General features: G+C 57.0%; 17 protein-coding genes. 11 read left to right on the forward strand and 6 right to left on the reverse strand.

Annotation, left to right across the window (positions count from 1 at the left end; translation table 11 throughout):
- Positions 1–31: 31 nt before the first annotated feature.
- Positions 32–562, forward strand: a complete 531-nt coding sequence (locus AACY30_RS27025; protein ID WP_339541427.1) for a hypothetical protein — start codon at positions 32–34, stop codon at positions 560–562.
- Positions 559–906 (forward strand): hypothetical protein, encoded by a 348-nt coding sequence (locus tag AACY30_RS27030; RefSeq protein WP_339541428.1) that lies wholly within the window; start codon positions 559–561, stop codon positions 904–906. Before AACY30_RS27025 ends, AACY30_RS27030 begins: the two co-directional genes overlap by 4 nt.
- A 79-nt stretch (positions 907–985) precedes the next feature.
- Here the strand turns inward: AACY30_RS27030 and AACY30_RS27035 are convergent, their stop codons facing one another.
- Together AACY30_RS27035 and AACY30_RS27040 are read right to left on the reverse strand one after the other, a co-directional pair.
- Positions 986–1,201: a DUF4224 domain-containing protein gene (locus AACY30_RS27035; protein WP_339541429.1), complete on the reverse strand. Its 216-nt coding sequence runs from the start codon at positions 1,199–1,201 to the stop codon at positions 986–988.
- Positions 1,202–1,436: 235 nt separating this feature from the next.
- The gene (locus AACY30_RS27040) at positions 1,437–1,826 is read right to left on the reverse strand and encodes a DUF2946 domain-containing protein (protein ID WP_339541430.1); all 390 of its coding nucleotides are present in this window, start codon (positions 1,824–1,826) and stop codon (positions 1,437–1,439) included.
- A gap of 196 nt (positions 1,827–2,022) precedes the next feature.
- Here AACY30_RS27040 and AACY30_RS27045 point away from each other — a divergent pair, with 196 nt between their 5' ends.
- Both AACY30_RS27045 and AACY30_RS27050 read left to right on the forward strand, forming a co-directional pair.
- Positions 2,023–2,805, forward strand: coding sequence for a hypothetical protein (locus AACY30_RS27045; RefSeq protein WP_339541431.1), 783 nt, complete (start codon positions 2,023–2,025; stop codon positions 2,803–2,805).
- Positions 2,806–3,061: 256 nt separating this feature from the next.
- Positions 3,062–4,447, forward strand: a complete 1,386-nt coding sequence (locus AACY30_RS27050) for an MFS transporter (RefSeq protein ID WP_339420749.1) — start codon at positions 3,062–3,064, stop codon at positions 4,445–4,447.
- 59 nt (positions 4,448–4,506) lie between these two features.
- On the opposite strand, the gene AACY30_RS27055 is transcribed toward AACY30_RS27050, so the two are convergent.
- The 4 genes from AACY30_RS27055 to flgA all read right to left on the reverse strand — a co-directional run bounded on the left by AACY30_RS27055 (position 4,507) and on the right by flgA (position 7,097).
- The gene (locus tag AACY30_RS27055) at positions 4,507–5,256 is read right to left on the reverse strand and encodes a flagellar brake protein (protein WP_339472084.1); all 750 of its coding nucleotides are present in this window, start codon (positions 5,254–5,256) and stop codon (positions 4,507–4,509) included.
- A 96-nt stretch (positions 5,257–5,352) separates the two neighbouring features.
- Positions 5,353–5,823 (reverse strand): flagella synthesis protein FlgN, encoded by a 471-nt coding sequence (locus tag AACY30_RS27060; RefSeq protein WP_339541432.1) that lies wholly within the window; start codon positions 5,821–5,823, stop codon positions 5,353–5,355.
- A 48-nt stretch (positions 5,824–5,871) separates the two neighbouring features.
- Positions 5,872–6,186 (reverse strand): flagellar biosynthesis anti-sigma factor FlgM, encoded by a 315-nt coding sequence (gene flgM / locus AACY30_RS27065; RefSeq protein ID WP_339541433.1) that lies wholly within the window; start codon positions 6,184–6,186, stop codon positions 5,872–5,874.
- Positions 6,187–6,326: 140 nt separating this feature from the next.
- The gene (gene flgA, locus AACY30_RS27070) at positions 6,327–7,097 is read right to left on the reverse strand and encodes a flagellar basal body P-ring formation chaperone FlgA (protein WP_339541434.1); all 771 of its coding nucleotides are present in this window, start codon (positions 7,095–7,097) and stop codon (positions 6,327–6,329) included.
- A gap of 81 nt (positions 7,098–7,178) precedes the next feature.
- On the opposite strand from flgA, the gene AACY30_RS27075 reads away from it, so the two are divergent.
- The 7 genes from AACY30_RS27075 to AACY30_RS27105 all read left to right on the forward strand — a co-directional run.
- On the forward strand, positions 7,179–8,111 hold the full coding sequence (locus tag AACY30_RS27075) for a chemotaxis protein CheV (protein WP_339420744.1): 933 nt from the start codon (positions 7,179–7,181) through the stop codon (positions 8,109–8,111).
- 43 nt (positions 8,112–8,154) lie between these two features.
- On the forward strand, positions 8,155–8,982 hold the full coding sequence (gene cheR / locus AACY30_RS27080) for a protein-glutamate O-methyltransferase CheR (RefSeq protein ID WP_065873988.1): 828 nt from the start codon (positions 8,155–8,157) through the stop codon (positions 8,980–8,982).
- Between the two features lie 243 nt (positions 8,983–9,225).
- Positions 9,226–9,633 (forward strand): flagellar basal body rod protein FlgB, encoded by a 408-nt coding sequence (gene flgB, locus AACY30_RS27085; protein WP_010208346.1) that lies wholly within the window; start codon positions 9,226–9,228, stop codon positions 9,631–9,633.
- Positions 9,634–9,636: 3 nt separating this feature from the next.
- Entirely contained in the window at positions 9,637–10,080 is a 444-nt protein-coding gene (gene flgC / locus AACY30_RS27090; protein WP_065873987.1) for a flagellar basal body rod protein FlgC, read from the forward strand.
- 16 nt (positions 10,081–10,096) lie between these two features.
- Positions 10,097–10,822, forward strand: coding sequence for a flagellar hook assembly protein FlgD (flgD, locus tag AACY30_RS27095; protein WP_339472088.1), 726 nt, complete (start codon positions 10,097–10,099; stop codon positions 10,820–10,822).
- Between the two features lie 31 nt (positions 10,823–10,853).
- Positions 10,854–12,158, forward strand: coding sequence for a flagellar hook protein FlgE (flgE, locus tag AACY30_RS27100; RefSeq protein ID WP_339472089.1), 1,305 nt, complete (start codon positions 10,854–10,856; stop codon positions 12,156–12,158).
- Between the two features lie 116 nt (positions 12,159–12,274).
- The coding region (locus AACY30_RS27105; RefSeq protein WP_339541435.1) for a transposase domain-containing protein at positions 12,275–12,559 on the forward strand (285 nt) is incomplete at its 3' end.

Here is a 12,559-nt window from a genome sequence, read left to right on the forward strand (position 1 = left end):
ATAATTAAGGCCAAGGAGTGTGCTAACGGTTATGGATTTCGCCCAGATAAACCATTTTTTGGAAATTTATCGGATAGGCGATTATGCAGGCCTGTTTGGTCTTCTAATCTCTTTTGTGGGTTTCTTCATCACTATCAAAACCTCGCTCAAAGCAAGGGCGGCGGCGACCCAAGCCACTGCCGCCGTTGAAAGCATGAGGGAGGATTTGAGGAAGGGTGACACCGTTGCCGACTTCTCGAGTGCGCTTGCGATAATGGACGAAATAAAGCGAATGCATCGATCGCCGAACCTCCAATTATTACCTGATCGATACTCACAGCTGCGCAGGTTCCTCGTCAGTATCCGCTCCTCCAATCCACTATTGAATGATGCTGACCAGGGCACTATCCAAAATGCCATAACCCAATTCTCTGCTTCTGAGCGCATAGTGGAAAAGGCGCTTGAGGGGGCGGGTTCTATTTCGGTAGCCAGAATGAATTCGCTTGTTTCAAAGCATTCTGAGGCAATTCAAGAGCTTTTGGTTAGGATCAAATCTGAGATTACGAAAGGTGGTGAGTCATGAGTTACCCAAAAATAGCGAAGCTAGTCGATGTTTTGCTATCACAGACAGAGAGCGGTGTGCTTCGTTGGGCGGCGACTGAAAAGTCGGACATGTTTCAAGCATCATTTCCGAGATACTCAGTAAGATTGTATCCGCACGAGCGAAATCCGATTGAGGTTGACTACATTTTGCAGATTCTTAACGAACTGGGAGACATAGTTGAGGAGGTCTCTGACCCAGATCTGAGAAGCGTGATGGAAAGACCGTTTGATGTCATGAGAAGGTTGCACGATGCAGCCCGTCGAAGTGCCATGGGGGTAGAAACAGCGCTGGATGACATTTTAAATTTCTTAGAACCCTTCTGACAGTGAGGGTATCGCCATTGGTTTGCACCTGTAGTGACGCTAGGGCCCGGCGGTTTGCCCCCAAATTCGCTCCCAAACATTAAGTCAGCCTCAACTGGGGGCTAGGCCTGGGTTTCTCATGCGCTGAGCCTCCCAGGCGGCGCACCACGAGCTCCCTAAGCACCTTCGGGCGGCCATCGCCGCCGATTAGAAAGGGGAACCCCTCCCTTTCAAGCCATCCGAATTGAGCATTTGGTTTTTGATAACCAGTCAGCTCGGCAACCTCTGCAGGGCTTAACAAAAAAGAATCGCTCATAGTCACCGACGTCAGCCAACGCGGAGCACAAGGGGCTTATTGCGAATAAACCAGCGGACATCATCGGCCACAGGGGACGGGGCACAGGCAAACGCTTTGCGTGACGCAAAGTCAATGGAGCAGGCATAGCACGCACTTCCTGATGATCAAGAAACTCTAAGGGCGTTCAGCGTCCTTCGCGGGCCGCTAAAAGGATTTAAAGAGAGCTGCACCGGACAATGTCGCGGTGTTGTGATCAGGCGAGGGGGGAGGCGCGTGGACTGAGGCTGGGCCAACGAATCCTTGGGTGCCGGGTTGGCAACTCTGGATTTTCGAGGGAGGTGTCGGGTGTGTACTGCGGCAGAAAATGCCGGTAATAGTTGGAGGGTAATGCTGCCAGTCCGGCGTGGCCACAACAGCAGTCGCCGTGTTGCATGACCGATTTCGACTGAGGTACCTGTAAGGCATCGATCACTTTGCTGAATGCTTGAGGCAACGCGCTCGAGTTTCCACCCGAACAGAACCCGCCCCAGAGCATCAGGCGCGTGTCGGGCGTCTGCATCGCACGGCTCAAGGGCATGGCGAACAGGTTCAGCAAGACCGCCAGGCAGGCGATCCAGGGGCTGATGCGCTTCAACGAAGCCATAAATGAAATCGCCGTAAAGGGGCCACTATTTAGCCCGCTTTAACGGATGAAGTAAATTTTTCCAGGGTGCGCTATTTCGCCACAGGTGCTACATCTTTGCGGGCGCGTGATGTTAATCAGGGGCATTATCGCGGCCTATTCACGGCACCCCCCACATCCGTTTGATCAAGTGACAGCAGGGAGTAGGCGACCTTTGATGGATATTCAATTTTGCGGTAATGGCACGCGTGATAACCCGTCTATAGGTACATGCGATGAATACCGCGTGAGCGGCATTACCAGCATCGATGATCTGACCGGGGCTTATCGTAAGCTGGCTGACACCCATCCTGGTTTTAAGCCCTTATTCTCGCTTGATGATCTGTCCCAGGCCCGTTACACCTCAGGGCATGCGCGCAATAATCTGGGGATGGACGACGCATCGGCGCAGGACATCATCGGGTTGCCTCCAGCGTGCTTCGAGAAGGGTGAATACATCGGTTATCCGACGACAAAAGCGGAGTTTGCGATGTGCTTTCGCAATTTTACGAACCTGGTCTCAGCCACGTCTTTTGAAGAGGCTTGCACTCATGGCTTGACGCTTGATGAGCAGGCCCTGCAAGAATGGGTGGCCTACCAGGAAAATCCTGTTTCGCTACTGGACCAGCCGCTTTCAGCGCTTTTGGTGCCCGTTCAGCAGTCCTTTCAGACGCTCGCTGCTTTTCCGAACGGCTATTTCACTTGCGACCTGGACCCAGCGAAAAACCATGCGGTTGCGCGTCACTTCTCAGAATTACATGGCTATGAGCTGATGGGCGTCGGTGCCTCTTACATCGGCTTCATTCGTGCTGAGCCGCCCGATGTATCCCTGGCTGACCGCGTTGCGAAGGATTTTTGTGCGCTCTACAACACTGGCGATGAAAGCCTGCCAGCACGGGTTCGTGCAGTCACGGAGGCGATTTCCGGTCGCACGCACCTGTGGTTGCGTTACGTGGAGTGACGCTTTGTGAAAGCCATAAGCCCTGACGGCCGAGCATTTTCGATACTTTGTCGAACCTTGTCGGTGTTCAGGGTTCTCAGCATGTGCGCGGTGTATTTATCTCAACTTATGTACCTTGCAAGCGGTCGGGCAGCGTCTGAGCTACTACGCACAATAATCCCCGGAAACAGCGAATGTTGCCTGTCCGGACCCGGCCACCCCGGACTATCATGCCGATAGCCCTACCTCTCACTGCAAGGAGCCGCTCGGAACGCCGATGCGCCAAATCTGGAAATCTTTTCGAGCCCTTTATTTCGCCTCTTTGATGATGCTGATCGGCTCCGGCTTGCTCAGTACCTACCTGGCGTTGCGCCTGGCGGCCGACCATGTCGACAGCCTGTGGGTGGGTGCGCTGATGGCGGCCAACTATTTTGGCCTGGTGCTGGGAGGCAAGATCGGGCACCGCCTGATTGCCCGGGTCGGGCATATCCGCGCCTATGCCACCTGTGCTGGCATTGTCGGCGCGGCGGTGTTGGGCCATGGCCTGGTCGACTGGCTGCCGGCCTGGATTGTGCTGCGGATCATCGTAGGCCTGGGGATGATGTGCCAGTACATGGTGATCGAAAGCTGGCTCAATGAGCAGGCTGACGTCAAGCAGCGTGGGGTGGTGTTCAGCGGCTACATGATTGCGTCCTACCTGGGCCTGGTGCTCGGTCAACTGATCCTGGTCATGCACCCCCAGCTTGGCCTTGAATTGCTGATGCTGGTCGCGCTGTGTTTTGCCCTGTGCCTGGTGCCGGTGGCCATGACCCAGCGTATTCACCCGGCACCGCTGCATCCGGCGCCGATGGAGCCGCGCTTCTTTATCAAGCGCGTGCCGCAGTCACTGAGTACTGTGCTGGGGTCGGGCTTGATTGTCGGTTCTTTCTACGGTCTGGCGCCGCTCTATGCGTCGCAGCAAGGGCTCAGCACCGAGCAGGTCGGCTTGTTCATGGGTAGCTGCATTTTTGCCGGCCTGCTGGTGCAATGGCCGCTTGGCTGGTTGTCGGATCGGTATGACCGGGCGCTGCTGATCCGCTGTTTTGCCTTGTGCCTCGCGGTGGCGGCGTTGCCGCTGGCCATCATGTCCAAAGTCCCGCTGGAAGTGCTGTTTGTCGCTGGGTTCTTGTGCTCGTTGGTGCAGTTTTGCCTGTACCCGTTGGCCGTGGCGTTTTCCAATGACCACGTCGAAGGTGATCGTCGGGTCTCCCTGACAGCGATGCTGCTGGTGACCTACGGTGTCGGCGCCAGCATCGGGCCTTTGTTGGCGGGCGTGGTGATGAAGCTCTTTGGCAGCCAGATGCTGTACGCGTTCTTCAGTCTGTGCGCGGTGATCCTGGTATGGCGTATCCGCCCGAAAGCCGTGACCAACCTGCACCAAGTGGAAGATGCGCCACTGCATCACGTGGCGATGCCTGACAGTATGTCCAGCTCACCGCTGGTCGCTGCCCTGGACCCGCGGGTTGATGAGCAGGTGGTGCAAGAGCAGATGCAAAACACCGTTCCCGACCCGGAGCCGGAGACCGAGCCGCAACCACCCACGGATGAGCCGCCCTTTGAGGGGCCGCCGGAGCCGCTGGGGCCCGAAGAGCATCCGCATGACTTGAGCAGGGCGCGTCCCTGAAAGCAAAAACGGGCAGAACCCTCAAGGATCTGCCCGTTTTTTATGGCGGTTGTTAAGCCTTAAAAATCGTCGTCTTTGTCGAAGCGCCGTGCTTCACGTTGGAGCTGGTATACAAAACGCTCGACCTGACGCTGCACCAAACCAGTCATGTTATGGAAGCGCACGCCGGCGAAGGTGGTGTTGATCCTTTCTTCGAAATGCAGATAACGCAGTTCGACCGAGGTGGTCATGCTGCCAAAGGGCAGTGCCGCGATAAACCGATCGTAGACCTGGCCCAGTTGCAAGCGCTCGGAAATGTCGCCTTCAAAACGCAGTTTGCAGCCGGTAGCGGAAATATCCAGCAACTTGCCGTTGACCGGCGCCTGGAGTTTCTCGCCGCCCAATTCGATGTTGATCAGTTGCGCCAGCTTCAACGCGGCGCGAAAGGCATTGCGCCGTTGATGGTAGACCACCTCGTCAGGCAGGCCGCCGGTGTAAATACGGTGGCCGTCCTTTTCGCTTACGGTAAGCGTACCGTTGCTTTCCCATGCGATACGCACACCGTCATGGAAACCTTCAATGCGGAACGGTTCGCCATTTTCGAGGTGGCGTTCACCGTCGCGGGGGATCATTTCATCCAGGGCCAGGGTACCGCCGTCCCGATTGACGTCCACCAAGTAGCTCTGGAAGCGTTGGCTGCGTTCATGGAAGGTAATGATCAGCGGGTCATGGCTTTCTTGCAGCATCCGCAAGGTGCTGGCGATTTCCAGAGGGGTGGTGAGGACCTTGGGTGGCTGCGGGGCATCTTCCGCATTAAGGGCGTTGAACACGGTTCTTCCATCTCCAGACAAAATACGACTACACGCAAGAGCAGGCATTCTGCCAGTATGTTGCGCGCCTTGGATAGGCCGCGCTGTAAACGGGCGTCAGGCTTGGCTGCGGGTGCTTGGCTTGACCAGGCGCGAGGTGGAGCCTTGCGCGTTATATAGCGCCGGAGGCTCACCGCCGTGAAGTATACGCAACTGGTTGGCGGTCGTAGCTTGCTGAAGCTGGATCGACTGACCGTTGAGCCGGTTGGCTTCCTGGCACAAGGAGAGCAATTGATTGAGTTCTTTGCTCTGGGCCAGTAATTGGTCGCAGACCGAGGAGTGGCTGGCCAGCTGCGCCAGGCCGTCCTGGTCGGCGGGCAGGCCCAGGCTGATGAGGATCTGACTGCGTTTTTTGCCGTGCTGTTCCAGCAGGACAATCAACGACTGTTTGCGCGCCAGAATTTCTTCCAGCAAGGGCATATCGCGGCCGTAGAGGGCCAGGGATTCTTCCCTGAGCAGCTCTAGCAACTGTTGCGTCGGCGCTAGATCATCAATGATCAGCTGAAGCAGATTTTCGTCGTGATGCATGGCTGGCCTTGGGTTTTAAGCGTCCAAAAGCCCGGCGCAGGCCTTTGCCTAGCGCTCGGCTTCGAAGTTAAGCAGCTTGCTGGCTACACGGTTGCTGTCGACTTTATAGCTGCCATCGGCGATTGCCTGTTTCAATTCAGCCACACGGGCTTTATTGACCACCGGTTGATCGCGCAGCGAGTCAGTGACCTTCTGCAACTGTTGAGCCTCATTGCTCAGGTGTACGGATTCCCCGCTCTGGCTGGCGCTGGCCTGTTCTGCCTTGGCTGGCAGTGGCTGGGCCTTGGCTTCCACGCTTTCCTTGGCGCGCGTAGTGCCTGCCGTTGATGGGGCGTTATTCAAACGACTGAAATCGATGACCATGATAAAAAACCTCTGGGTATTTGGACGCTTGCCATGTTTTCGGCAATACCCGGATTAACTTTAGGCGCGAATGACAATAAATCTCCGCACGGAACATCTCGTGCACAGTGTAGAAAAAGCTAGCGTCCACTACCAGCAATCTATAAAGCGACCTCGACTTGCCCCGGCGCCGTTACCCTGGCCCTGATTACCCGGTTGGAATTGAGGTTCTTGACGCGTATCTGTTCACTCATACCGCCGTTGGACAAGGCTTCCCCCGGCATTTTTACCTGCAGTGCACCACTGCTGGCGGAAATGACCACCTGTTCGCCTTTGCGAATCACCTCTGCCTGCTCAAGATGCACCAGCGTGATCACCTGGTCAGTGACCACTGGTCGGGTCAATTTCTGCCCGATGGCCTGATCGAGGGACGTCAGGTAGCCCTGACTGATCATGCTGATGTCGCGCTCGCGCAACACAACGTCCTCGAAACCGATGATGCCGGTGCGTTTGAGTGGGCGGGCCACCACCACCACATCGCGAAACAACTTGACCTGGGCCGGCACGAACACGGTCCAGGGCGAGGCGCCGTCGCAGCGAACCTTGACCGTCACGCGGCCGATGGGCTGTGCCGGGCTTTCCAGGGTGGCTGTCAATTCCTTGTCGCACATTGGCATGCGCAAACGCGGGTCCAACTGGTTGACCTGGATTTCATAACGCCCTGGCGTCTGGGTGGTCGCCAGATAATCTTCTACAGTGAACTCAAGAAAGCCTTGAGTGACGCCGATAAGTAGATCAGGCAGGGTGACGTTATCTGCGCGGGCTGTGGCGCTCAGGCCCAAGGCGAGGGCGAGTATCGCCAGCGGTGTGCAGAACAATCTGCAAAACCGTGTAGGGTTGGGGCGTCGGGAAACCGTCGTTTTAATGTCCATAATCAATAAATAGCAAAGCTCGTGCCGTTTAGCGTTGGGTGCGCGTCGCACCCTCAAAGGTTTTAGCGTAGGAGTCTGGGCATGGCAGGAGTAATGGATTCAGTAAACCAGCGCACACAGCTGGTAGGGCAGAATCGCCTGGAGTTGTTGCTTTTTCGCTTGGATGGCAAACAGCTGTATGGCATCAACGTGTTCAAGGTGCGGGAAGTGCTGCAATGCCCCAAGCTGACGATCATGCCCAAGTCCAGCCCGGTGGTGTGCGGCGTTGCCAATATCCGTGGCGCGACGATCCCGATTCTTGATCTGGCCCTGGCCACCAGTTCTGCAGGTTTGCAGGATCGCCAGAATCCATTCGTGATCATCACCGAGTACAACACCAAGACCCAGGGTTTCCTGGTGCGCTCGGTGGAACGCATCGTCAACATGAATTGGGAGGAGATCCATCCGCCGCCCAAGGGCACGGGTCGCGATCATTACCTCACGGCAGTGACGCGGGTAGATAACCAGTTGGTCGAAATCATCGACGTGGAAAAAATCCTCGCCGAAGTGGCACCCACCTCGGAATCGATTTCCGTGGGTGTCGTGGACGCTGAAACTGCGCACAAGGCAGTCTCCCTGCGCGTGTTGACGGTGGACGACTCTTCTGTGGCACGTAAACAGGTGACCCGTTGCCTGCAAACCGTCGGCGTGGAAGTGGTGGCTCTCAACGATGGTCGCCAGGCGTTGGATTACCTGCGCAAGCTGGTGGATGACGGCAAGAAGCCGGAGGAAGAATTCTTGATGATGATCTCCGACATCGAGATGCCGGAAATGGACGGCTACACCCTCACGGCCGAGATACGCAACGATCCACGCATGCAAAAATTACATATCATCCTGCATACTTCGTTGTCGGGTGTATTCAACCAGGCAATGGTCAAGAAGGTCGGTGCCGATGACTTCCTGGCCAAATTCCGCCCCGATGACCTGGCATCCCGGGTCGTCGAGCGGATCAAAGCAGCAGATCACGGCTAGGGGCTTTTTCCCTGGCGATCACACGATTTAAGAGGCGGTATCAGTGTCTACAGGTAATTTGGATTTTGAACAGTTCCGGGTCTTCCTGGAAAAGGCCTGTGGCATATTGCTTGGTGAAAACAAGCAGTATCTGGTATCCAGCCGTCTCAACAAACTGATGGAGCAGCAGGGCATCAAGTCGTTGGGTGAGCTGGTCCAGCGCATCCAGGGCCAGCCGCGCAGCGGTCTCAAGGAAATGGTGGTCGATGCAATGACCACCAACGAAACCCTGTGGTTTCGCGACACCTACCCCTTTGAAGTGCTCAAGAGCAAAGTGCTGCCGGAGGCCATCAAGGCCAGCCCGGGCCAGCGCCTGCGCATCTGGTCGGCGGCGTGCTCCTCGGGGCAGGAGCCGTACTCGATCTCGATGTCCATCGATGAGTTCGAGCGTACCAACATGGGCCAGCTGAAGGCCGGGGCGCAAATCGTGGCCACCGACCTGTCCGGCACCATGCTCACCAACTGCAAGACCGGCGAGTACGACAGCCTGGCCCTGGGCCGTGGCTTGTCCCCGGAGCGCCTGCAACGTTTCTTCGACCCGAAAGGGGCAGGACGTTGGGCGATCAAGGCGCCGATCAAGAACCGTGTGGAATTTCGCTCGTTCAACCTGCTCGACAGCTACGCCAGCCTGGGCAAGTTCGACATGGTGTTCTGCCGCAACGTGTTGATCTACTTCTCCGCTGAAGTGAAGAAGGACATCCTGCTGCGCATCCACGGTACGCTCAAGCGGGGCGGCTATCTGTTCCTCGGTGCATCCGAAGCGCTGAACGGTTTGCCGGATCATTACCAGATGGTGCAGTGCAGCCCTGGGATCATCTACCAGGCTAAATAGTACGCAAATCTAAAGGTGGGAGCGGGCAAGCCCGCTCCCACTTTTTTTTTGCGGCAATTCTCCCAGTAGCGGCAACCCTCCATTGCCGCTTTACTGGCGCCACGCGGAAACCCCTTGCCGCTTTTCTGGCATTGCCGCCGGCAACCGCCCCGCAAACCCTTGATATATGGGCCTGCGCAAGATTGGCATGCACCTTGCTATAACCTTGTTAACGAAAAGCAGGTCAGCCTAAAGGTTTCCGCCATGAGCATCAGCTTCGATAAAGCGCTCGGTATCCACGAACAAGCCCTGGGCTTCCGCGCCCAGCGTGCCGAAGTCCTGGCCAACAACATTGCCAACGCCGACACCCCGAACTACAAGGCTCGGGATCTGGACTTCTCCGCCGTGCTCGCCGCACAGCAGGACAAGACCAAAAACGGCACCTTCGCCTTGAACATGACCAACAGCCGTCATATTGAAGCGCAAGGCCTGAGCAATGGTGACGAGTCGTTGCTGTATCGCACGCCGATGCAGCCGTCGATCGACCAGAACACCGTCGACGCCCAGCTGGAGCAATCGGCCTATGCCGAGAACTCGGTGAACTTTCAAGCCAGCTTCACCCTGCTTAACAGCAAATTCAAAGGGCTGATGTCAGCCCTGCGTGGAGAGTAAGCCATGTCCCTGTCCAGTGTTTTCAATATTGCCGGCAGTGGCATGAGCGCGCAGACCACGCGTTTGAACACCGTCGCCAGTAACATCGCCAACGCCGAGACCGTGTCTTCGAGCATTGACCAGACCTACCGTGCCCGTCACCCGGTGTTCGCCACCATGTTCCAGGGTGGTCAGGCTGGCGGCAGCGATTCGCTGTTCCAGGACCAGGGTAATGCCGGTTCTGGCGTCCAGGTGCTTGGTGTGGTCGAAGACCAGAGCAACCTTGAAGCCCGCTACGAACCCAACCATCCCGCCGCGAACGAAAAGGGTTATGTCTACTACCCCAACGTCAACGTGGTTGAGGAAATGGCCGACATGATTTCCGCCAGCCGTTCGTTCCAGACCAATGCGGAAATGATGAACACCGCCAAAACCATGATGCAGAAGGTCCTGACCCTGGGTCAGTGATAAGGGGCGCCAAATAATGGCCATCGTTGATACGAGTAACAACACGGCAGTCCAGGACCTTTTCAACTCCAAGGTCAAGACCGCGACAGACAACAGCAGCGTCGGCGATGCAGCCAAGACGGCAACGGGCAGCCAGTCGCTGGGCAAGGATGCGTTCCTGCAACTGCTGGTGACCCAACTGAAAAACCAGGACCCGTTGTCGCCGCAAGACAACGGCGCGTTCGTGGCCCAGTTGGCGCAGTTCAGCAGCCTGGAAGGCATCAACACCCTGAACGACTCGGTGAACAACATCTCGAGCAACTTCAGCTCGTCGCAAGCTTTGCAGGCATCGTCGCTGGTAGGGCGTTCGATCATCACCCAGACCGACAAGGCGCTGGTGGACACCAGCAAGAGCATGACCGGTTCGGTTGCAGTGACTGCGGCGACAGGCAACGTCGCCATCAAGATCACCGACAAAGACGGCAACGTGGTGCGCACCATTGACATGGGCGCCCAGAGTGCAGGCAACTCCGACTTTATCTGGGATGGCAAGAATGACAACGGTGAGGTCGCCCCAGCGGGCACTTACACCTTCGCGGCCACTACCAAGAATGACAAGGGCGACGCGGTTGCCTTGGCAACTTCGCTGCCAGCAACGGTAACCAGCGTGACGTTGAGCAAGACCGGCGGCGAAATGCTGCTGAACCTTGCCGGCGGCATGGGCAGCGTCAGGCTGTCGCAAATCCAGACTATCGGTACATAGAGCCGGCTAACTACGGCAGAGGGAGAGAAACATGTCTTTTAATATCGGCCTTAGCGGCCTCTATGCGGCCAACAAACAACTGGACGTGACCGGCAACAACATCGCCAACGTCGCGACCACTGGCTTCAAGTCGTCCCGTGCAGAGTTCGCGGACATCTACGCGGCCTCCAAGCTGGGCACCGGCCAGAACAGCATCGGCAACGGCGTGAACCTGGCGGCTGTGTCCCAGCAGTTCACCCAGGGTGACGTCAACAACAGCGGCGGCGTACTGGACATGGCGATCCAGGGCGGTGGCTTCTTCGTTCAGAAGGGCAGCGACGGCTCGCTGGAGTACACCCGCAGCGGTGCCTTCCGTGCCGACAAAGACGGCTATATCACCAACAATACCGGCACTTCGCGCTTGCAAGGCTACGCCGCGGACGCGGACGGCAACATCGTCAAGGGCGGCTTGACCGACCTGCAACTGAACCTGTCGTACCTGCCACCCAAGGCGTCCACCAAGGTGGATTCCACCAGTAACCTGAACTCGTCGTCGCCGGTGATCGACCAGGTTACCAAGCTGTTTGATCCTACTGATACGAGCACCTTCACCACCCAGAACAGCACCACGTTGTATGACGCCCAGGGTAACTCCCACGAAATGGTGCAGTACATGGTGAAATCGGACGCCAACGAGTGGAAGGCTTACACGTTGATCGACGGCCGTAACCTGGATGGCTCTAAGCCTACAACCACCGGCGCCACCGCCCCCGTGCCGGCGACCTATACCTTTGACGGTGCCGGTAAGCTTCTGGGGGTCACCGGTACAGGTGTGGTCGGCACGACCCTGACACTCACGGGTTGGGTCCCGGGTACGGTGACCAACGGTACATGGGCGCCAAACAACGCTACAGCGCCGGATATTGCCGTCAATCTGGGCAATGTCACCCAGTACAACTCGGCCAGTTACCGCAACCCGCCGACCACCGATGGTTACGCTACCGGGCAGATCACCGGCCTGAAAATCGACGGCAGCGGCGTATTGTTCGCCACGTTCAGCAACCAGCAGAGCAAGGCCATCGGCCAGATCTCCCTGGCCAGCTTCAACAACGAACAAGGTTTGCAGCCGTCGGGCGGCACCACTTGGAGAGAGACCTTCGCCTCCGGTCAACCGGGTTACGACACTCCGCAATCCGGTACCCTGGGTTCGATCGTGGCCAACTCCCTGGAGAACTCCAACGTCAACCTGACCAACGAGTTGGTGGACCTGATCAAGGCCCAGAGCAACTACCAGGCGAACGCCAAGACCATCTCCACCCAGAGCACCATCATGCAGACCATCATTCAGATGACGTGATGCAGTCGTGCTCCATAAGAAGCCCCTCGTAAGAGTAATGCTGTTCACTTAAGCATTTGAGCTCACGTCGAAGCTCCTAGAAAATCCGATGCCAGATATCTGGCATCGGATTTTTTATGTCTGTTCAGCAGCACCTGCTCGACCTCAGCGACCTTTTCAACTTTTCTGACCTGAGTACCTTCACTCAAAATATCCCCGTTGAGTGGGTGGCATCTGCGTTGGATCTCTCCAGTCAGGCAACTATCAGGCGCCGTCGTTTGCCTGCCGATCAAGAGCTCTGGCTTGTGCTTGGCATGGCGCTGTTTCGCGACGAACCGGTGCACGAGGTCGCGAGGCGGCTCAACATCTGCGCCCAAGGCTTGGCAACCGATCATCTGCTGGCTCGTAGCGGTGTAACAGAA

The sequence above is a fragment of the Pseudomonas sp. RA_5y_Pfl1_P24 genome (assembly GCF_963970945.1).
GTDB classification, from domain to species: Bacteria; Pseudomonadota; Gammaproteobacteria; order Pseudomonadales; family Pseudomonadaceae; genus Aquipseudomonas; species Aquipseudomonas tritici.